Genomic DNA, 17,745 nt, shown 5'->3' on the forward strand with positions numbered 1-17,745 from the left:
GTCACGGCCGGTCCAGGTCGGACAGTTCGGCGTCGAGCAGCTCGGCGAGGCGGGCCACCCGCCCCGGGTCGGACTCGGCGGTGATGCCCCGGCTGGGCATCTCCACGGTCATCAGCAGGTAGAGGTGCAGCCGGTAGAGCCCGAGCCGGCGGCGCGCCCCGGCGTCCAGCGGGAACGGCGCGGCCGCCCGGTAGGCCCGCACGAGGGGATCGTCGGGCTCGTCCTCGGCGCGCCGGAACAGCAGCGGCGACACGAGGTCCAGCAGCGGGTCGCCCCAGAGGTGGCGCTCGCCGTCGACCAGCCCGCTGAGCCGGGGTGTGCCGCCGGGGTCGTCGACGGCGAGGACGTTGCCGGCCCAGCCGTCGAAGTGCAGCAGCGCCGGCCGGCGTACCGCGTCGAGGACGTGGGCGTGCCGGTCGACCAGCTCGCGGATGCGGGCCGCCGGGACGGGCAGCGGCACCGCCCAGTCCGCCGCGTCGGCGAGCAGGTCGTCCAGCACGGCCGTGTACGCGCCGCGCCAGGTCGGCGCGGCGGCCCGGCCCCCGTCGTAGCCGTAGCGGTCGCCGGTGACGCCGTGCAGCGCGGCCAGCGCGCGGCCGAACTCGGCCCGGACCGCGTCCACCTCGGCGCCGGCCCGCGTCAGGTCCCACAGGGTGCGGCCGGGCAGCAGGCCGGTGAGCAGCCAGTCGCCGAGCACCGCGTCGCGGCCGTGGTGCAGCAGCGGCGGCACCGGCACGGCGGGCGCCCGCGCGGCGACCAGCCGCAGGTAGCGGGCCTCCGCCCCGATCATGTCGCGCTCGTAGCGCAGCAGCGGCACGTGTGGCGGTGGCCCCACCTTGAGCACCACGGCCCGGCCGTCGTCGAGGTGCACCCACCAGACGGCGGCGAACCCGCCGCCGGCCAGCGGCCCGCAGTCGGTCACGCCGGGCGTGGCGCCGAGCGACGCGGCCACGTAGCGCCGGACCTGATCCGGGTCGAGGCGGCGTTGGGTCGGGCTCATGTCCCGCACCACGCTAGCGGCCGCGGCCTGCCGGCGCTGTCCCGGCAAACCGCCGGGCGGGCTTCCGTAGGCTGGCGCGCATGATGTGGCGGCGGTACGTGGCGATCGGCGACAGCACCACCGAGGGCCTGGACGACCCGGACGGGACGGGCGGCTACCGGGGCTGGGCCGACCGGTTCGCCCTCGCGGTGGCCCGCGCCCAGGGCGGCCTGGAATACGCCAACCTCGCCATCCGCGGCCGCACCACCGGGCTGATCCGGAGCGAGCAGCTGCCGGTGGCGCTGGAGCTGGCCCCCGACCTGGCGACCGTGGTGGCCGGCATGAACGACGTGCTGCGGCCGTCGTTCGACGCCGACCGGGTGGCCGAGGACGTGCGCGCCATGCAGCGGGCGCTGGTGGGCCAGGGCGCCACGGTGCTCACGTTCACCCTGCCCGACCCGGCGCCGGTGATGCCGCTGGCCCGCCCGCTGCGCGGCCGGGTGCTGGCGCTCAACGACGCCGTCCGGGCGGCCACCGCCGAGACCGGGGCCACCCTGCTCGACCTGGGCGCGCACCCGGTGGCCTCGGACCCGCGACTGTGGAGCGACGACCGGCTGCACGCCAACACGGCCGGCCACGAGCGGATCGCCGCGGCGCTCGCGCACACCGCCGGCCTGCCCGGGTACGACGACTCGTGGTCGCACCCGCTGCCGGCGGCCGCCCGCCTGCCCCGGCACCGGGCGGTCCGCGCCGAGCTGGCCTGGACCCGGCGGCACCTGCTGCCCTGGCTGGGCCGGCACCTGCGCGGGCGCTCCTCCGGCGACGACCGGGTGGCGAAGCGGCCGGTGCCGCTGCCGGTGGAGCTGCCCGCGTCCTGAGCGCCCGATCAGCCGGCCGCCGGCACCGGCGCGGGCCGGCCCGCGCCCCGCACCGCGGGGCCGACACCGGCCGCCGCGGCGGCGTAGAGGGCGGCGAAGGCCAGCCAGCCCGGTCCGCCGCCGTCGACGATCAGCCAGGTCAGCAGCACCGGGCCGAGCATCCGGGCGAACGGCACCCCGACGCCGAAGAAGCCCTGGTAGAGACCGTGCCGGTCGGCCGGGGCCAGGTCGAAGCTGAGCTGCCAGGCGCCGGCGCCGTGGGCCATCTCGGCGTACACCTGGGCGCCGGCGCCGAGCAGCAGCAGCGCGGCCGCCGGCCACGGCCCGGCGGCGGTGGCCGACAGGGCGAAGAGCGCGCAGGCCACGACCATGGCCGCGCCGGCCCGGCGCAGCGCCCGCACCGCGCCGGCCGGGTCGGTCACCCGCCGGGCCACCCGCACCTGGGCGAGCATCACCGCCGCCGTGTTGACCATCAGCAGCGCCGCCGCCAGCCAGGCCGGTGCCGCGGTGCGCCGGGCCACCCAGAGCGGCAGCACCAGGCTGAGCAGCGGCAGGTACAGCATGAGCACCGCGTTCAGCGCGGTGAGCAGCGCGTACCGCCGGTCCCGGAGCACCGCGAGGCGCCCGCCCGCCGCCGCGGCCGGGACCGCCGGGCCGCGACGGGCGGGAAGCCGCCGCAGCAGCACCGCCGTGACGAGGAAGGCCGCCGCGTCCAGCAGGAGCACCGACCGGTACCCCCCGGCGGTGTGGGCCCAGAGCGCCAGGCCGCCGAGCGCCGCACCCAGGCCGAGCCCGGCGTTGGTCACCGACTGCAACCGGGCACGTACCCCGGTCCGCCGGTCTGGCTCGATCAGCCGGGCCAGCAGCGCCTGCCGGACCGCCGCCAGCGCGGTCTGGCAGCCGGCGTAGAGGCAGGCCACGAGGACGAACCCGACGGGTCGGTGGACCAGCAGGAAGGCGGCGACGGCGAGCGCGGTGGCGGCGGCCAGCCCGACGGCGACCCGGCGGGCGTCGCGCCGGTCGGCGGCGTGACCGGCCGGCACGCCGGCCAGCAGGCCCACCGCCCAGCCGGCGGAGAGCCCGAACCCGACCTGACCGGGCGACAGGCCCACCACCTGCGTGAAGTAGAGGGCCGAGGTGACCAGGAACGCGCCGTCCCCGACCGAGTTGGCCAGCTGCGCCAGGGCGAGCGTCCGGGCCGGGCCGGGGGCGGGCAGCAGGCGGCCGGACACGGTCAACGCTCGATCGGCCGGCGGGTGCGCGCCCGCTTCAGCTCGAAGAACCCGTCGGTGCCGGAGACCAGCAGCACCCCGTCCCAGAGCCGGCCGGCGTCCTCGCCGCGCGGGATCGGCGCCACCACCGGTCCGAAGAACGCGTTGACCCGCCCGTCGTCGCCGGTGACGTGGATGGTCGGCGTGCCGAGGTCCTCGCCCACCGGGGTGAGCCCGGTCTGGTGGCTGGCCAGCAGGGCCGCGTCGTGCTCGGTCGTGTCGGCGGCGTCGGCCAGGTCGACGGGCAGGCCGACCTCGGTCAGCGCCGCCACGTACAGCTCCCGGCCGACGGGGACCCGCTCGTGGTGGATCCGCTCGCCCAGCGCCGTGTAGAGGTCGCGCAGCACCTCGGGGCCGCACTTCTGGGCGGCGGCCACACAGACCCGGACCGGGCCCAGGCCCGGCTTCAGCCACTTCCGGTACCACTCCTCCAGCCCCTCGCGTCCCTCGTTGAGCAGGGACAGGCTCATCACGTGGAAGCGGACGCGGACCTCGCGGACCCGCTCCACCTCCAGGAGCCAGCGGGAGGCGTTCCAGGCCCACGGGCAGCGCGGGTCGAACCACATGTCGACGGTCGTCATGGTCGTCCAGGTCCTCTCGTTCTCCGTTGCCGTTCCGACGCTAGGCGCCTGATCGGCCCACCGGCAGTGCCGATCCACACGCGTTTCAGTGGGCCAATCCATCGCGGGTTTGACCACCGGCGCGGCGGGAAGACACGCGCGCCGCGCGGGCCGCTCGGCCCGGCGTCGCCCGGACGGCAGTACGCGTCCGGGCCGCGGCGGACCGCGAGGAGGACCGATGGCCCAGGCGGCCACCAGACCGAGCAGCGCCAGGAAGGCCACCGGGGCCCGCAAGGCCCCGATGCCGAACAAGGCGGCGGCGAAGAAGGTCGCGACCGCCAGCAAGCGGGCGACCGGCGCCACCGCCGCGAAGACCCCCGGCGGGAAGCCGACGCCGACCACCGCGCGGGTGGCGCGCAAGAAGGCCACCGCCGCCAGCACCGCCACGCCGACCCGCAGGCCCACCGCCAAGGCGGTCGCCGCGAAGAAGGCCACCACGGCGGCGAAGAAGGCCCCCGCCACCAAGGCCGCGGTCAAGAAGGCGCCCGCCAGGAAGGCCGTGGCGAAGAAGGCGCCCGCCAAGAAGGCCGTTGCCAAGAAGGCGCCCGGCACCAGGAGAACGGTGAAGAAGGCGCCGGCCACGCGGACCACGGCGAAGAAGGCGCCGGCCGCCAAGGGCACGGCCCACGCCGCCACCGTCAAGAAGGCCGCCGACCGCGCCGCCAAGGCCCAACGGGTCGCCGCGACGCGTACGCCGGCACGGAAGGCGACCACCATGGAGTCGTTCGGCAACCGGCGGACGGCCCGGACGAGCGGCCGGTGAGCCGTCGGCGACAATGACCGGATGGCGAAACGCGGTGCCCGCCGGAGCGCGGCCGACCCGACCGGCGGGCCCTGTCCCTGCGGCTCCGGCCTGCCGTACGCGGACTGCTGCGGCCCCCTCCACCGGGGCACCGCGGCGGCGGCGACCGCCGAGGCGCTGATGCGCTCCCGGTACAGCGCCTTCGCGGTGGGCGACGCCGAGCACCTGCTGCGCAGCTGGCACTCCACCACCCGGCCGCCCCGGCTGCGGCTGGACCCGGGCACCCGGTGGACCCGGCTGGAGGTGCTCGACACCGACCGGGGCGGGCTGCTCGACGCCGAGGGCGCGGTCCGGTTCCGCGCGCACTACCGGGAGGCCGGCCGGCCCGGCACGGTGGCCGAGCACAGCCGGTTCGTCCGGGAGGACGGCCGCTGGGTCTACCTGGACGCCCTACCCGACTGATCCCCGGCCGAGGGGCCCGCCCCGCCGGGCCCGCGAGCGCCCGTCAGGGGCCGGCGACCGTGGAGCGCACCGGCAGCCGGAGTCGGGTGACCGCCTCCCGCACCAGCTCGTCCGGCGTCGCCGCCACCTCGAGGACCACGCCGGACTCGTCCGGCCCCAGGTGCTCCAGGATGGCCCGCTGCGAATCGAGCAGGCTGGCCGGCATGTAGTGGCCCACCCGCCGGTCGAGGCGGTCCCGGATCAGCGCGGCGGACCCGTCCAGGTGCAGGAACTCCACGTCCGCCGGCCCCTGCCGCAGCACGTCCCGGTACGCGCGCTTGAGCGCCGAGCAGGTCAGGATGGTGGAGACGCCCTCGGCGTGCCGTTCGGCCATCCAGGCGGCCAGGGCGCGCAGCCAGGGCCACCGGTCCGTGTCGGTCAGCGGGACGCCGGCCCGCATCTGGGCCACGTGGGCCGCGGTGTGGAACTCGTCGGCCTCGGCGAACCGCAGGCCGGTCAGCTCGCTGATCCCCCGGGCCACCGTCGTCTTGCCCGCCCCGGACACGCCCATCACCACGACGTGCCGGGTCGGCGGCCGGTCACCAGTCATGGACGGTGCCGTCCTTGAGCCGGTTGAACGGCAGGTACGCCGGCTGGTACGGGAACCGGGCGGCCGCCTCGTCGTCCAGCTCCACGCCGAGGCCGGGCTGGTCGCCCGGGTGCAGGTACCCGTCGGCGAAGGTGAACGACTGCCGGAACACCTCGTTGGTGAGCGGGCCGTGCTGCATGTACTCCTGGATGCCGAAGTTGTGGATGGCCAGGTCCAGGTGGAGCGCGGCGGCCATGCCGACCGGCGAGATGTCGGTCGGGCCGTGGATGCCGGACTTGATCTGGTACTGGGCGGCGTAGTCGAGCAGCTTGCGCATGGCGGTGATGCCGCCGGTGTGGGTGACCGCGGACCGGACGTAGTCGATGAGCTGTTCGCGGATCAGCGTCTGGTAGTCCCACACGGTGTTGAAGACCTCGCCGATGGCCAGCGGGGTGGTGGTGTGCTGGCGGACAAGCCGCAGCGCCTCCTGGTTCTCCGCCGGGGTGCAGTCCTCCAGCCAGAACAGGTCGTACGGTTCCAGGGCCTTGCCCAGCTTCGCGGCCTGGATGGGGGTCATCCGGTGGTGGCCGTCGTGCAGCAGCGGCAGCTCGGGGCCGAACTCGTTGCGCACCGCCTCGAACACGGCGGGCAGGTGGCGCAGGTAGGCGCGGGTGTCCCAGTCCTCCTCGGCGGGCAGCGGGATGCGCTGGGCGGGCTCGTAGTCGTACCGCTTGCCGTCGACGCTGGGCTGGGCGGCGACGCCGTACACGGCGTTGATGCCGGGCACCGCGGTCTGTACCCGGATGGACCGGAAGCCCAGTTCCAGGTGCGCGCGGATGGAGTCGAACAGCTCGGGCAGGTCCCGGCCGGAGGCGTGCCCGTACGCCATGACGCCCGTCCGGGAGGCGCCGCCGAGGAGCTGGTAGAGCGGCATGCCCGCGGCCTTGGCCTTGATGTCCCAGAGCGCCACGTCGACGGCGGCGATGGCGGCCATGGTCACCGGCCCGCGCCGCCAGTAGGCCGACCGGTACAGGAACTGCCAGGTGTCCTCGATGCGGTGCGGGTCGCGCCCGATCAGCAGCGGGACGACGTGGTCGGCCAGGTAGGACGCGACGGCCAGCTCCCGGCCGTTGAGGGTGCCGTCACCCAGCCCGGTGAGTCCCTCGTCCGTGGTGATCCGGAGGGTGACGAAGTTGCGGTCGGGGCTGGAGACGATCACGTCCGCTGCGACGATCTTCACGCGGGTGCCTTTCTCGGGGTGGGTCGGCTCGGGGTGGGTCAGCGAAGGGTGTCGCCGGGTTGCCGGGAGTCCAGGAGGGACAGCTCGTCCCGGCGCGGCAGGCCCTCCCAGTCGCCGGATCCGGCGACGGCGAAGGCGCCGAGGGTGACCGCGCGGCGCAGCCGCCCGGCCAGGTCGAGCCCGTCGAGGTGGCCGGAGAGGTAGCCGGCCGTGAAGGCGTCCCCCGCGCCGACGGTGTCGACCGCCGTCACGGGCAGCGCCGCCGCGTCCCGGCGGCCCTCGGCGGTGTACGCCCGGGCGCCGTCGCCGCCGAGCTTCACGAGCACGGTCGACACGCCCCGCGCCAGCAGCCCGGCCACCACGGTCTCCTCGTCCGCGCCGGGCGCGCCGACCAGGTCCAGCTCGTCGGCCGAGGCGACCACGACCGAGGCGTGCCCGGCCAGCGGGGTGAGCACGGCCCGCGCGGCGTCCCGGGACCACAGCTTCGCCCGGTGGTTGACGTCGAGGCAGACCAGCGTCCCGGCGCGGGCCGCGGCCTCGGCCGCAAAGCCGGCGGCCTCCCGGGCGCCCGCGGAGAGCGCCGGGGTGATCCCGGTCAGGTGCAGCACCCGGGCGCCGGCCGCCAGGGCGGGCCGCAGGTCGTCGACGCCCAGCGCCGACCCGGCCGAGCCGGCCCGCTGGTAGAGCACCCGGGTCAGGTCGGCGGTGCGCCGCTCCAGGAACATGAGCCCGGCCGCGCGCCCGGGGTCGCGGACCACGTGGGTCACGTCGACGCCCTCGGCGCGGAGCTGGCGCAGCAGGAAGGTGCCGAGCTCGTCGTCGCTGACCCGGCCCGCGAAGGCCGCCCGGTGGCCGAGCCGGGCCAGCCCGATCGCCACGTTGGCCTCCGCCCCGGCCAGGTGCGGGGTGAGCGCGCCGCCGGCCGTGAGCGGGCCGGTCGACCGCAGCGAGACCAGCGCCTCGCCGAAGGTGAGCAGGTCGACGCTGGTCATGACACCGCGGCGAGGTAGGCCCGCGCCCGCTCGCGCAGGGCGTCGAGGTCGCCGCCGGAGGCGGCGTCGCCGACCAGCGGACCGCCGACGCCGACGGCGATCGCCCCGGCGGCGAGATAGCCGGGCAGCTCGGCCAGCCCCACCCCGCCGACCGCGACGAACGGGATGTCCGGGAACGGGTCGCGCAGCGCCTTGAGGTACGCCGGCCCGCCCACCGAGGCCGGGAAGAGCTTGACCGCGGCGGCTCCCGCCCGGACCGCCGCGTACGCCTCGGTCGGGGTGAGCGCCCCGGCGGCCACCGGCAGCCCGCGGCGGGCCGCCGCGCCGATCGAGTCGACGACGGCCGGGGTGACGACGAACTGCGCGCCGGCCGCGGCCACGTCGGCGACGGCGGCCGGTGTGAGCACGGTGCCCGCGCCGACCAGGGAGCCGGGCGGGGCGGCGGCCCGGATCGCGGCGATGGCGTCCAGCGCGCCGGGCGTGGTCAGGGCCACCTCGACCACGCGGACGCCCTCGGCGAGCAGGGCGGTGCCGGTGGCGATCGCGGCGGCCGGGTCGGTGCCGCGGATGACCGCCAGCAGGCGGGTGGCGGCGAGTTCGGCGGTGAGGTCGAGGGTCATGGTCACCATTCCGCGTAGGAGCCGTCCCGGTGCCGCCACATGGGGCTGCGCCAGGCGTGGCCGCGCTTGTCGGCGGCGCGCACCGCCGCCTCGTCGATCTCGATGCCCAGGCCGGGGGCGGTGAGCCGCTCGACGTACCCGTCCACGAAGGTCAGTGGCGTCTTGTCGAGGCAGTAGTCGAGCACCTCGGCGCCGAGGTTGTAGTGGATGCCGATGCTCTGCTCCTGGATCAGGTAGTTCGGCGTGGCGAAGCCGACCTGGAGGCAGGCCGCCAGGGCGATCGGGCCGAGCGGGCAGTGCGGGGCGAGCTGGACGTCGTACACCTCGGCCAGCGCGGCGATCTTGCGAACCTCGGTGATGCCGCCGGCGTGCGAGAGGTCCGGCTGGGCGACCGCGATGCCGGCCTGGAGGACGGGCAGGAACTCCTGCCGGCTGTAGAGCCGCTCCCCCGTGGACACCGGGGTGGTGGTGGAGCGGACGAACTCGCCGATGAGGTGCGAGTTCTCCGGCACCACCGGCTCCTCCAGGAAGAACGGCCGGTAGGGCTCCAGCAGCGGGGCGACCCGGCGGGCGCTGGCCAGGCTGAACCGGCCGTGGAAGTCGACCGCGACGTCCCGGTGGTCGCCGAGCACCTCGCGGGCGGCGGCCACCCGCTGCACCACCCCGTCGAGTTCGGCCACCGAGGCCACCGCGCTCATCCGGCCGGAGGCGTTCATCTTGACCGCGGTCAGGCCCGTGTCGAGGGCGGCGCTGATCTGGTCGCGGACCTCGCCGGGCTCGTCGCCGCCGACCCAGCCGTACACCCGGATCCGGTCCCGGACCGGGCCGCCGAGCAACTGGTGCACGGGCGCGCCCCAGTGCTTGCCGGCGATGTCCCAGAGCGCCTGGTCGAGTCCGGCCACGGCGCTGGCCAGGATCGGCCCGCCCCGGTAGAACGAGCCCTTGGTGAGCACCTGCCAGTGGTCCTCGATGCGCAGCGCGTCCCGGCCGATCAGCAGTTCGGCGAGCTGGTCGACGGCGGCGCGGACGGTCTCGGAGCGCCCCTCGCAGGTGGCCTCGCCCCAGCCGACGATCCCGGATTCGGTCTCCACCCGGACGAAGAGCCAGCGGGGCGCGACCAGGAAGGTCTCGATGCGCGCGATGGTGGTCACGGTGCTCAGCCCTTCGTCGCGCCGGCGGTCAGGCCGGAGACCACGTACTTCTGCACGAACAGGGCGATCACCATGATCGGCAGGGTGACCACGGTGGCCGCGGCCATGAGGCCGCCCCAGTCGATGCTGGCGTAGCCGACGAAGTCGAAGATCGCCACGGGCAGGGTCTTGGTGTCCGCGCCGGACAGGACCAGGGCGAACATGAAGTTGTTCCAGGAGAAGATGAACGACAGGATGCCGGCCGTGGCGATGCCCGGCACGGACAGCGGCAGGGTGATCCGCCGGAACGCGCCGATGTGGGTGAGCCCGTCGACCAGCGCCGCCTCCTCCAGCTCGTCCGGCAGGCCGTCGAAGAAGCCCATCATGATGTAGACGATCAACGGCAGCGAGACGAACATGTGGCTGAGGATCAGCACGGTGAAGCCGCCGACCAGCTGCAGGTTCGAGAAGACGTAGTACCAGGGCACCAGCAGCGAGACGCCGGGGATGACCCGGGCCATCAGCACGACGAGGGCCGACTTCTTCATGTTGAACCGGCTCATCGAGTACGCGGCTGGCACGCCGAGGATCAGCGACAGCACGGTGGCGGCGAACGCCACCCACAGGCTGTTGCCGATGAACGAGACGTAGTGCGACTGCTGGAGCACGGTCGCGTAGTTGTCCAGGGTGGGCGAGAAGACCAGCGCCTTGCCCGTGTCGTAGATGTCGACGTTGGTCTTGAACGACGCGGCGATCATCCAGAGCAGCGGCGTGACCAGCGACAGCACCACGACGACGAGGGCCACCACCCGGAACACCCGGTACGACGGACTGGCCTTCATCGCTTGGCCTCCTTGCGCCGTGCGGTCAGGGCCCACATCGACCCGATGATGATCAGGAAGAAGAGGATGAGGACGGTGGAGGAGACGCCGTACTCGTTGTAGTCGAAGCTCAGCCCGTAGGCGTACACGTTGAGGGTCTCCACCTCGTGGAAGGAGCCGCCGCCGCGACCCTTGGTGGCGTAGAGGATGTCGAAGGTCTTCAGCGCGTCGATGCCACGCAGCAGGATCGCGACGATCACCGTGGGCATGAGCAGCGGCAGGGTGACGTGCCGGAACCGCTGCCAGCTGCTGGCGCCGTCGATCCGGGCCGCCTCCTGCGGCTCCTCGGACAGCGAGGTCAGACCGGCGAGCAGGATCAGCACCACCATGGGCGTCCACTGCCACACGTCGATGAAGATCGTGGTGGGCAGCGCGGAGTGCTGGCCGGCGAGCCACGGCTGCGGGCCGATGCCGACCCAGCCGAGCACCTGGTTGGCCAGGCCGATGTTCGGGTCGAAGATGAGCCGCCACATCATGCCGACCGCGACCGGGGTGGCGACCAGTGGCATGAGGATGGCCACCCGTACCCATTTCTGGCCCTTGAACGGCCGCCACAGCAGCAGCGCGACGGCCATCCCGAGGACCACCTCGAACAGCAGCGCGACGACGGTGAAGGCGGCGGTCCGGCCGACGGCCGGCCAGAACCGGTCGGTGTCCGACAGCACGTCGAGGTAGTTCTGGAAGCCCACGAACTCGCTCTCGGCGCGGACGGAACCCTCGGCGTCGGTGAGGCTGAGCCAGGCGGTCCAGCCCAGCGGGATCACGATCAGGGCGGCGACGAAGGCCATCGCGGGCGCGGCGAAGAGCCACTTGCGGTGGTCGTTGGCCCAGCGCGCCCAGCCGGGCGTGTCGGGCATGACGCCTGCGCCGCCGGGCGCTCGGCGGGGGGTGGTGACGGTTGCCATGACTTCTCCGGGGTGGGCGGACCGACAGGGGTACGCGGGTGGTGGGGCGAGCCGCCCCACCACCCGCGCCTGTGTTACTTGGCCTCGTCGTCCAGGAACTTCTGGAAGGCCTCGTTGGCGGTGTCGGCCGCGGCCGCCGGGTCCTTGCCGGTGATCGCGTCGACGATCGGCTGGCCGACGAGCTCGCGGGCCTGGCCCACCTTCACGACCACGGGCCGGTCATGGGCGACGCCGCCCTGGGTGCTGGCGTTGATGGCCTCGACCAGGTCCTTCGGGTAGTTCGCGGTGCCCTCCGGGTTGGCCCACACCGAGGTACGCGCGCCCGGCACACCGGCCTTCTGCTGAGCGAGGGTCTGCTCCTTGCCGGTGGCCCACTCGACGAACTTCCAGGCGTTGCTCTTGTTCTTCGAGGCGTCGTTGACGCCCAGCGCCCACGACGGGATGTTGTACGGCTTGGAACCGGCCGGGCCGGCCGGGAACGGCGCGAAGCCGACGGTGTCGGACACCTTGGACTTGGCCGGGTCGGTGGCGTTCTTGTAGAGCGAGTTGGCCTCGGTGTAGAAGGCCGCCTTGCCCTGGGTGAAGATGGCCATCGCCTCGGGCCAGCTCATGTCGGTGCTGACGTTGGCCGGGCCGGAGTCCTTGATCAGCCCGCCGTAGAAGGCGTACGCCTGCTTGGCGGCGTCGCTGTTGACGGTCGCCTTGCCGCTGCCGTCGACGAAGTCACCGCCGAAGCTGTACAGGAAGCTGGAGAACTGGGTGACCGCCGGCGACTTGCCGGTGCGGGCGACGAAGCCCGCGGTGCCCGGGACGCTGGCCTTGATCTTCGCGGCGGCGGCCTTGAGCTCGTCGAGGGTCTTCGGCGCGGCGCTCAGGCCGGCCTTGGCCAGCAGGTCCTTGCGGTAGTACAGGACCTCCTGCTCGGTGATGATCGGGACGCCCACCGACTTGCCCTCGTACGTGGTGGCCTCGACCGGGCCGGACTGGAAGTCGGAGTAGTCCCAGTCCTTGCTGGACTTGACCTGGTCGGAGAGGTCGGCCAGGTACTTGTTCTTGGCGAAGAGCTTCCCCTCCTGCAGCGGCCGGTACATCATCACGTCGAGGTCGGACGAGCCGGCGTTGAGCTTGACGTTGTACTGGTCGGAGAGCTGGTCCTCGCCGAGCTGGGTGATCTCGACCTTGAGCCCGGTCTGCTTCTCGAACTCGGGCAGTGCCGCCTTGATGTTCTCGGTCCAGACGTGGTTCGCCAGGGTCACGCGCACCGTCTTGGACCCGCCGCTGTCGTCGCCACCGCCGCCGCAGGCGGCCAGGCCCATGGCTGCGACCACGGCCAGAGACGTACCGAATATCGATCGACGTCGCACGTCATCTCTCCTTTTCTCGTGGTCGCCGCCCCGGGGGAAGAGCGCCACAACGCTGTAACGTCCGCTTAACCACGGGATGCTAGGCCGAAAAAGCTGACTTATTCAAGGGGTGCCCCCTAACTGATATGCTCCGACGCGTGGATCATTCCTCCTCCGGGGGCGAGACCGGGCTGCACGCCCGCGTGCTCGACGAACTCGGCACGGCCGTCTGCGGCGGCGAACTGGCCGCCGGCTCGGTGCTCAACATCGACGAGCTGGTCGAGCGGCACGCGGTCTCCCGGTCGGTGATCCGCGAGGTCCTCCGGGTGCTCGCGTCCATGGGCCTGATCGAGACGCGCCGCCGGGTCGGCGTCCTGATCCGCCCCGCCGAGGCGTGGAACGTCTTCGACCCGCAGGTGATCCGCTGGCGGCTCGCCTCCGCCGGCCGGATGGCGCAGCTCCGCTCGATCACCGAGCTGCGGACCGCGGTCGAACCGCACGCCGCCTGGCTGGCCGCCCGCCGCATCACCCCCGACGACGCGAGCGACCTGGTCGGGATCGCGGCGAAGATGTGGGCCGCCGGGCAGGCCGGGGACGAGGACCGCTTCCTGCGCCTGGACATCGAGTTCCACCGGCGGGTCCTCGCCGCCTCCGGCAACGAGATGTTCGGCAAGCTCCGGGAACTGGTCGCCGAGGTGCTCACCGGCCGGCACCACTACCACCTGATGCCGCACCACCCGGATCAGCAGGCGTTGCAACTGCACGCCGACGTGGCCTCCGCGCTGCAGCGCCGCGACGGCGACGCCGCCCGCCGCGCCATGGTGCAGATCATGGAGCAGGCGTTCGACGAGATGAAGTCGATGTGGGAGCAGACCACCGAGCCCGTCCGGTGAGCTGACCCGCTCCCCCTCCCGCTCTCGGCGGCGTACGCTGGGCTCGGCGCAGTCCCGCGCCTCACCTCCAGCCCGGTGCTCACGCCACCGGCTCCGCGGAGGCAAAGGGGGCCCCGAGCCCTCGGGGCGCGGTGTCGTCCGGCCCACCCGACATGCGCCACCTGCCCACGGCGAGGTCGACCGGGAGCGTGAGTCCCTGCGACCGCGCCGTCGACAGGGAGCATGAGATGACGAGTCAGAGGTCGTTCAAGTCCCGGGTACGCGCCCGGATGGTCCGCACCGGCGAGAGCTACACGACGGCCCGCCGGCCGTTGCTCACCCGGGCCACGGCCGCCCCCACCCCGGCGCCCACCGTGGACGCGGGCCGCGGCCAGCAGGACCGGATCTCCGCCGCGCTGCTGCGCGAACGGACCGGCCGCGACTGGGACGAATGGTTCGTCCGGCTCGACGCATGGGGCGCCGCCGGCCGGACCCACACCGAGATCGCCCGCTGGCTGGCCACCGAGCACGAGGTGCCGGGCTGGTGGGCACAGACCGTGACCGTCGGCTACGAGCAGGCGCGCGGCCTCCGGGCACCCGGCCAGCGCCGCGGCGGCGGCTTCGAGGCCACCGGAAGCCGCACCGTCGCGGTGCCGGTGGCGGTGCTGTTCGCGGCGTTCGCCGACGAGGCGGTACGCCGGCGGTGGCTGCCCGACGTGGCCGTCCGGGTCCGCACGGCCACCGCACCGAAGAGCTTCCGCGCGGACTGGGCCGGCGGGCCCAGCCGGATCGTCGCCGGCTTCACCCCGGTGAGTGAGAGCAAAGCCCGGGTGGCCGTGCAGCACGAGAAGCTCACCGGCGCCGAGGAGGCCGACCGGCTCAAGGCGTACTGGCGGGACCGCCTCGCCGCTCTGAAGCAGCTCCTGGAGCAGCCGGAGGCCACCCGATGAGCGCCGCGACGTTCATCAACCTGCCGGTGGCCGATCTCGACCGGGCGGTCGAGTTCTTCACCGCCCTGGGCTTCACGGCCCGGCCCCGGCAGGCCGACGCGGGCAGCGCTCAGCTCACCCTCGGCGACACCCACCTGATCCTGCACGACACGGCGGCCTTCGCCGCGTTCGCCGGCGCCGAGGTGTGCGACACCGCCACCAGCCGGGAGGTGATCGTCGGTCTCGCCGTCGACCGGCGGGACCGGGTCGACGCGCTGGTCGACGTGGCGGCCCGCGCGGGCGGCGCCGCGCTCGGCCCCGGTCAGGACCTCGGGTTCATGTACATGCGCGGGTTCCGGGACCTCGACGGCCACCAGTGGTCGTTCCTGCACCTGCCCGGCTGAACCGGTGACGGTGCCGACGGCCACCCGGCCGCCGGCACCACCGTCAACCGAACGCGACCCGCTCCAGCCAGAAGTCCAGCAGCTTGCCGTCGCCGAGGACCTCGACGACCGCGGTGTCGACCGGGCGCCGCCGGTAGACCATCAGCAGCAGCTCGGTCACCGGGCCGCGCACCGCCACGGTCGCCTTCTCGTGCGCCCGCCGCCAGGCCAGGGTGTCGCCGGTGAGGTCCACGAGCCACTCCGCGCCCAACTCGGCGGGCACGTCCGTGGCGTGGAGGTGCAGCGTGCGGTCCGGGCCGAGCAGCTCGCGCTGGTGCGGGTGGAAGTCCAGCATCTGCGGCAGCGAGCCCAGCTCCATCCACTCGTCCAGCGCGTCGATCGCGACCGCCGGGTCGACGGCGAAGTCCGCCCCGAGGGCGAGCGCGGCGTCCGCGCGGTGCAGCAGCGTCTCGTTGGCGAACCGGCGCGCCCAGAACACCCCGGCCGCCGGCACCGCCAGCGGCGTCCAGGTGGCCACGTCGGGCCCGGCCGCCCCGAGCGCGTCGGCCAGCGCGGCGGCGCTCTCCACCAGCCAGGGGCCGACCACCGCGGGCTCCTCCCGGGCGTACGGGGACAGGTCGCGGAAGTGGGTGTCCGACGGCGGCCGCTCGGCCCGGGTGCGCACCACCTCGGCCGCCCAGCGCTGACCGCCGCCGAGGTGCCGGGCCAGCTGCCCGACGTTCCACCCCGGACAGGAGGCGACGGGCGTGGTCAGGTCGGCGCCGTCGAGATGGGTGCGGAGCAGGTCGCTCTGCGCGACGATCTCCGCGCGGTGACGCTCGAAGCTGAGGGCGGCCATCAGCCCACCGTAACGGCCGGCCGGCCGCACCGGGGGGAGCCGTCGGTGGGCGTTTCGTCCCGCCCCGGGGCGGTCAGGGGGTCCGGGGCACCGGTTGGGCCAGCGCGCCGATCTCCCGCGGCAGCTCCGACATGGCCTGCTCGAACTCGACGTGCCCGACCACCCGGTGCAGGGTCTGCAGCACCGCCCGCGCGCCCCGCTCCGCGAGATCCGGCGCCGTCCCGGCGCGGTCGGCCACCCGGCGCAGGAACTCGTCGTACCCGAACGCCTCCGGCTCCTCCGGACGGGCCCGGGCCAGCAACGGGCGCAGCTCGTGCGCCACGTGGTCGGCCAGGTCCGCCGCCTCGCCGCCGCTGATCCGCTCGGCCAGGGTGCGCAGGGTGGCCTCGGTCAGGGATCGTGCGGTCTCCGCCGGTACGCCGGCCCGCGTGGCCACCTTCGCCACGAACTCCAGCTCCGCCATCGCTCGGTCCTTCCGTCCCGGAGACCGCGTGGCTACCCGTTTAGGCTGCGGGTACTCATCCGACCCCCACGGTCTGACGCCGGGGCTCGATCACGGCCACGACGCGTTCCTGCCCACGGGGGTAGGGCCCGCCGGTGTACTTCGTGGCCAGCTCGTCGATGATCGGCCACGCCGCGTCGCCCTCGATCCATTCGACGACGTGCCCGCGGATCACGACGGGTTCGAACGGGTTGTCGACGGGCGCGATGGACAGCGCCACCCGAGGGTCGCGGCGCAGGTTGCGGGCCTTGCGCGAGCCCGGACCGGTGAAGACGACGATCCGGTCGCCGAGGGTGCCGATCCACAGCGGAACGGCGTGGGACGAGCCGTCCGGCAGGACGGTGGCGAGGTGGGCGATGGAGGTGCCGTCGAGTACGCGGCGGACGTCGGGATCAAGCATGCGGGTGCTCCTTCTCAGCGGGGTTGGCAGCGAGGGTCATCGGAGGACCTCGTAGTGGAGGTGGGTCACGCCGGGCGCCGGGACGACCTCGACGGTACGGAGCCGCACGTGCCCGGGGAGCGACTGGAAGAAGGGCCGGCCGCCGCCGAGCAGGATCGGCACCTGGTGCAGGATCACCTCGTCGACGAGGCCCGCCGCCAGCGCCGCGGTCGCGACGCCGCCGCCCATGAGGGCGACGTCCTTGTCGCCGGCGGCCTCCCGGGCCGCCGCGACCGCGTCCTCGATCCCGGTGGTGACCAGCGTCTGACGGTCGCCCATACCCGGCACCGGCCGATGGCTGAGCACGAACAGCGGCGCCGTCGGGTGCGGCGCCCCGCCGTGGACCCACCCCGAGTCGTCGTAGGTGTTGCGGCCGACCAGGCTGGCGCCGACGCGACCGGCGAGGGCGTCGAACACCCGGGCACTGGGCTCACTCAGCCGGAACCCGTCGAACACCTGGCTGGGGGTGTCGCCGTCGAAGTACCAGTCGAAGAGCATGGTCGCGTCGCCGAGCCCGCGCCCGGCGCCGGGTTCCCGGCCGGTGATGTATCCGTCCACCGAGACCGACAGGGCGACCACCACGCTCATGTCCGTGACCTTCCGGAGTTCCTTCAAGAGACTCCGCGACCGTAGCAGTCAAAGTTCCTTCAGGGAACCCTGATTGCTAGACTGGCGTCATGCAGCGGACAAACTTCGGCGACATGGCCTGCTCGATCGCGCGCACGCTCGACGTGATCGGCGAGCCCTGGTCGCCGCTGGTCCTGCGTGACGTCTATGCGGGCTTCACCCGGTTCGAGCAGATCCAGGCCGACCTCGGCATCTCGCGCAAGGTGCTGACCGAGCGGCTGAACCACCTCGTCGAACAGGGGGTCCTCGAACGCCGGCCCTACGACCGGCGACCCCGGTACGAGTACGTCCTGACCGAGAAGGGCACCGAGCTCGTCGACCTGCTGATGGTGATGGTCCGCTGGGGCGACACCTGGCTCGCCGGTCAGGCCGGCGCGCCGGTGCTGTACCGCCATCACGCGTGCGGGGAGGTGAGCCGGGTCGACCTGCGCTGCGCGCACTGCGGCGAACCGATGCACGCCGGCGATGTCGATCTGCTTCCCGGGCCGGGCGCGGCAACCTGA

Annotated in this window: 22 protein-coding genes; 7 read left to right on the forward strand and 15 right to left on the reverse strand. The window is 74.0% G+C overall.

Annotated features, from left to right (window positions below; all coding sequences use genetic code 11):
• Nucleotide 1: 1 nt before the first annotated feature.
• The gene (locus ACQP12_RS18315; protein ID WP_433280412.1) at nucleotides 2-1,000 is read right to left on the reverse strand and encodes a phosphotransferase family protein; all 999 of its coding nucleotides are present in this window, start codon (nucleotides 998-1,000) and stop codon (nucleotides 2-4) included.
• Nucleotides 1,001-1,080: 80 nt separating this feature from the next.
• Here ACQP12_RS18315 and ACQP12_RS18320 point away from each other — a divergent pair, with 80 nt between their 5' ends.
• Nucleotides 1,081-1,857, forward strand: coding sequence for an SGNH/GDSL hydrolase family protein (locus ACQP12_RS18320; RefSeq protein WP_433280414.1), 777 nt, complete (start codon nucleotides 1,081-1,083; stop codon nucleotides 1,855-1,857).
• A gap of 8 nt (nucleotides 1,858-1,865) precedes the next feature.
• Here the strand turns inward: ACQP12_RS18320 and ACQP12_RS18325 are convergent, their stop codons facing one another.
• Together ACQP12_RS18325 and ACQP12_RS18330 are read right to left on the reverse strand one after the other, a co-directional pair.
• Nucleotides 1,866-3,089, reverse strand: coding sequence for an MFS transporter (locus ACQP12_RS18325; RefSeq protein WP_433280416.1), 1,224 nt, complete (start codon nucleotides 3,087-3,089; stop codon nucleotides 1,866-1,868).
• A 2-nt stretch (nucleotides 3,090-3,091) separates the two neighbouring features.
• Nucleotides 3,092-3,709: a mycothiol-dependent nitroreductase Rv2466c family protein gene (locus ACQP12_RS18330; protein WP_433280418.1), complete on the reverse strand. Its 618-nt coding sequence runs from the start codon at nucleotides 3,707-3,709 to the stop codon at nucleotides 3,092-3,094.
• A 217-nt stretch (nucleotides 3,710-3,926) separates the two neighbouring features.
• Here ACQP12_RS18330 and ACQP12_RS18335 point away from each other — a divergent pair, with 217 nt between their 5' ends.
• Entirely contained in the window at nucleotides 3,927-4,511 is a 585-nt protein-coding gene (locus tag ACQP12_RS18335; RefSeq protein WP_433280420.1) for a histone H1, read from the forward strand.
• A gap of 21 nt (nucleotides 4,512-4,532) precedes the next feature.
• Nucleotides 4,533-4,952 (forward strand): YchJ family protein, encoded by a 420-nt coding sequence (locus ACQP12_RS18340; protein WP_433280422.1) that lies wholly within the window; start codon nucleotides 4,533-4,535, stop codon nucleotides 4,950-4,952.
• Between the two features lie 43 nt (nucleotides 4,953-4,995).
• Here ACQP12_RS18340 and ACQP12_RS18345 read toward each other — a convergent pair whose 3' ends face one another.
• The 8 genes from ACQP12_RS18345 to ACQP12_RS18380 form a co-directional block, all read right to left on the reverse strand.
• Complete coding sequence (locus ACQP12_RS18345) at nucleotides 4,996-5,541, reverse strand: gluconokinase (RefSeq protein WP_433280423.1); 546 nt, start codon at nucleotides 5,539-5,541, stop codon at nucleotides 4,996-4,998.
• Entirely contained in the window at nucleotides 5,531-6,760 is a 1,230-nt protein-coding gene (manD, locus tag ACQP12_RS18350; protein ID WP_357947110.1) for a D-mannonate dehydratase ManD, read from the reverse strand. Before manD ends, ACQP12_RS18345 begins: the two co-directional genes overlap by 11 nt.
• Before the next feature lie 38 nt (nucleotides 6,761-6,798).
• Complete coding sequence (locus ACQP12_RS18355; RefSeq protein ID WP_433280425.1) at nucleotides 6,799-7,752, reverse strand: sugar kinase; 954 nt, start codon at nucleotides 7,750-7,752, stop codon at nucleotides 6,799-6,801.
• A complete protein-coding gene (locus tag ACQP12_RS18360) occupies nucleotides 7,749-8,372 on the reverse strand; it encodes a bifunctional 4-hydroxy-2-oxoglutarate aldolase/2-dehydro-3-deoxy-phosphogluconate aldolase (protein ID WP_357947105.1) in 624 nt (207 codons plus the stop codon). Before ACQP12_RS18360 ends, ACQP12_RS18355 begins: the two co-directional genes overlap by 4 nt.
• A gap of 2 nt (nucleotides 8,373-8,374) precedes the next feature.
• On the reverse strand, nucleotides 8,375-9,523 hold the full coding sequence (dgoD, locus tag ACQP12_RS18365; RefSeq protein ID WP_393018132.1) for a galactonate dehydratase: 1,149 nt from the start codon (nucleotides 9,521-9,523) through the stop codon (nucleotides 8,375-8,377).
• 5 nt (nucleotides 9,524-9,528) lie between these two features.
• The gene (locus ACQP12_RS18370) at nucleotides 9,529-10,344 is read right to left on the reverse strand and encodes a carbohydrate ABC transporter permease (protein ID WP_357947099.1); all 816 of its coding nucleotides are present in this window, start codon (nucleotides 10,342-10,344) and stop codon (nucleotides 9,529-9,531) included.
• Nucleotides 10,341-11,240, reverse strand: a complete 900-nt coding sequence (locus tag ACQP12_RS18375) for a carbohydrate ABC transporter permease (protein ID WP_433280428.1) — start codon at nucleotides 11,238-11,240, stop codon at nucleotides 10,341-10,343. Before ACQP12_RS18375 ends, ACQP12_RS18370 begins: the two co-directional genes overlap by 4 nt.
• A 122-nt stretch (nucleotides 11,241-11,362) precedes the next feature.
• The gene (locus ACQP12_RS18380; protein WP_357947096.1) at nucleotides 11,363-12,616 is read right to left on the reverse strand and encodes an ABC transporter substrate-binding protein; all 1,254 of its coding nucleotides are present in this window, start codon (nucleotides 12,614-12,616) and stop codon (nucleotides 11,363-11,365) included.
• Nucleotides 12,617-12,789: 173 nt separating this feature from the next.
• Here ACQP12_RS18380 and ACQP12_RS18385 point away from each other — a divergent pair, with 173 nt between their 5' ends.
• From ACQP12_RS18385 to ACQP12_RS18395, 3 genes are all read left to right on the forward strand, one after another.
• Nucleotides 12,790-13,524, forward strand: coding sequence for a FadR/GntR family transcriptional regulator (locus ACQP12_RS18385; RefSeq protein ID WP_357947093.1), 735 nt, complete (start codon nucleotides 12,790-12,792; stop codon nucleotides 13,522-13,524).
• Nucleotides 13,525-13,751: 227 nt separating this feature from the next.
• Entirely contained in the window at nucleotides 13,752-14,453 is a 702-nt protein-coding gene (locus ACQP12_RS18390; RefSeq protein ID WP_433280430.1) for a DUF4287 domain-containing protein, read from the forward strand.
• Nucleotides 14,450-14,836 (forward strand): VOC family protein, encoded by a 387-nt coding sequence (locus ACQP12_RS18395; protein WP_433280432.1) that lies wholly within the window; start codon nucleotides 14,450-14,452, stop codon nucleotides 14,834-14,836. Before ACQP12_RS18390 ends, ACQP12_RS18395 begins: the two co-directional genes overlap by 4 nt.
• 43 nt (nucleotides 14,837-14,879) lie before the next feature.
• On the opposite strand, the gene ACQP12_RS18400 is transcribed toward ACQP12_RS18395, so the two are convergent.
• From ACQP12_RS18400 to ACQP12_RS18415, 4 genes are all read right to left on the reverse strand, one after another.
• On the reverse strand, nucleotides 14,880-15,674 hold the full coding sequence (locus tag ACQP12_RS18400) for a maleylpyruvate isomerase family mycothiol-dependent enzyme (RefSeq protein ID WP_433280434.1): 795 nt from the start codon (nucleotides 15,672-15,674) through the stop codon (nucleotides 14,880-14,882).
• Between the two features lie 73 nt (nucleotides 15,675-15,747).
• A complete protein-coding gene (locus ACQP12_RS18405; RefSeq protein ID WP_357947082.1) occupies nucleotides 15,748-16,137 on the reverse strand; it encodes a DUF2267 domain-containing protein in 390 nt (129 codons plus the stop codon).
• 55 nt (nucleotides 16,138-16,192) lie between these two features.
• Nucleotides 16,193-16,576 (reverse strand): PPOX class F420-dependent oxidoreductase, encoded by a 384-nt coding sequence (locus ACQP12_RS18410; protein ID WP_433280436.1) that lies wholly within the window; start codon nucleotides 16,574-16,576, stop codon nucleotides 16,193-16,195.
• Between the two features lie 36 nt (nucleotides 16,577-16,612).
• Nucleotides 16,613-17,203, reverse strand: a complete 591-nt coding sequence (locus ACQP12_RS18415) for a dihydrofolate reductase family protein (protein WP_433280438.1) — start codon at nucleotides 17,201-17,203, stop codon at nucleotides 16,613-16,615.
• Nucleotides 17,204-17,292: 89 nt separating this feature from the next.
• Here ACQP12_RS18415 and ACQP12_RS18420 point away from each other — a divergent pair, with 89 nt between their 5' ends.
• The gene (locus ACQP12_RS18420; RefSeq protein WP_433280440.1) at nucleotides 17,293-17,745 is read left to right on the forward strand and encodes a winged helix-turn-helix transcriptional regulator; all 453 of its coding nucleotides are present in this window, start codon (nucleotides 17,293-17,295) and stop codon (nucleotides 17,743-17,745) included.

The sequence above is a fragment of the Micromonospora sp. CA-244673 genome (genome assembly GCF_050948395.1).
Taxonomy (GTDB): domain Bacteria; phylum Actinomycetota; class Actinomycetes; order Mycobacteriales; family Micromonosporaceae; genus Micromonospora.

What these genes read in the sequence shown, in the direction of transcription:
- ACQP12_RS18390 (WP_433280430.1), top strand. Translation starts at nt 13,752, where the DNA reads ATGACGAGTCAGAGGTCGTTCAAGTCCCGGGTACGCGCCCGGATGGTC.
- ACQP12_RS18340 (WP_433280422.1), top strand. Translation starts at nt 4,533, where the DNA reads ATGGCGAAACGCGGTGCCCGCCGGAGCGCGGCCGACCCGACCGGCGGG.
- ACQP12_RS18320 (WP_433280414.1), top strand. Translation starts at nt 1,081, where the DNA reads ATGATGTGGCGGCGGTACGTGGCGATCGGCGACAGCACCACCGAGGGC.
- ACQP12_RS18410 (WP_433280436.1), bottom strand. Translation starts at nt 16,576, where the DNA reads ATGCTTGATCCCGACGTCCGCCGCGTACTCGACGGCACCTCCATCGCC.
- ACQP12_RS18415 (WP_433280438.1), bottom strand. Translation starts at nt 17,203, where the DNA reads ATGAGCGTGGTGGTCGCCCTGTCGGTCTCGGTGGACGGATACATCACC.
- ACQP12_RS18395 (WP_433280432.1), top strand. Translation starts at nt 14,450, where the DNA reads ATGAGCGCCGCGACGTTCATCAACCTGCCGGTGGCCGATCTCGACCGG.
- ACQP12_RS18375 (WP_433280428.1), bottom strand. Translation starts at nt 11,240, where the DNA reads ATGCCCGACACGCCCGGCTGGGCGCGCTGGGCCAACGACCACCGCAAG.
- ACQP12_RS18400 (WP_433280434.1), bottom strand. Translation starts at nt 15,674, where the DNA reads ATGGCCGCCCTCAGCTTCGAGCGTCACCGCGCGGAGATCGTCGCGCAG.
- ACQP12_RS18370 (WP_357947099.1), bottom strand. Translation starts at nt 10,344, where the DNA reads ATGAAGGCCAGTCCGTCGTACCGGGTGTTCCGGGTGGTGGCCCTCGTC.
- ACQP12_RS18405 (WP_357947082.1), bottom strand. Translation starts at nt 16,137, where the DNA reads ATGGCGGAGCTGGAGTTCGTGGCGAAGGTGGCCACGCGGGCCGGCGTA.
- ACQP12_RS18345 (WP_433280423.1), bottom strand. Translation starts at nt 5,541, where the DNA reads ATGACTGGTGACCGGCCGCCGACCCGGCACGTCGTGGTGATGGGCGTG.
- ACQP12_RS18315 (WP_433280412.1), bottom strand. Translation starts at nt 1,000, where the DNA reads ATGAGCCCGACCCAACGCCGCCTCGACCCGGATCAGGTCCGGCGCTAC.
- ACQP12_RS18360 (WP_357947105.1), bottom strand. Translation starts at nt 8,372, where the DNA reads ATGACCCTCGACCTCACCGCCGAACTCGCCGCCACCCGCCTGCTGGCG.
- ACQP12_RS18330 (WP_433280418.1), bottom strand. Translation starts at nt 3,709, where the DNA reads ATGACGACCGTCGACATGTGGTTCGACCCGCGCTGCCCGTGGGCCTGG.
- ACQP12_RS18355 (WP_433280425.1), bottom strand. Translation starts at nt 7,752, where the DNA reads ATGACCAGCGTCGACCTGCTCACCTTCGGCGAGGCGCTGGTCTCGCTG.
- ACQP12_RS18335 (WP_433280420.1), top strand. Translation starts at nt 3,927, where the DNA reads ATGGCCCAGGCGGCCACCAGACCGAGCAGCGCCAGGAAGGCCACCGGG.
- ACQP12_RS18420 (WP_433280440.1), top strand. Translation starts at nt 17,293, where the DNA reads ATGCAGCGGACAAACTTCGGCGACATGGCCTGCTCGATCGCGCGCACG.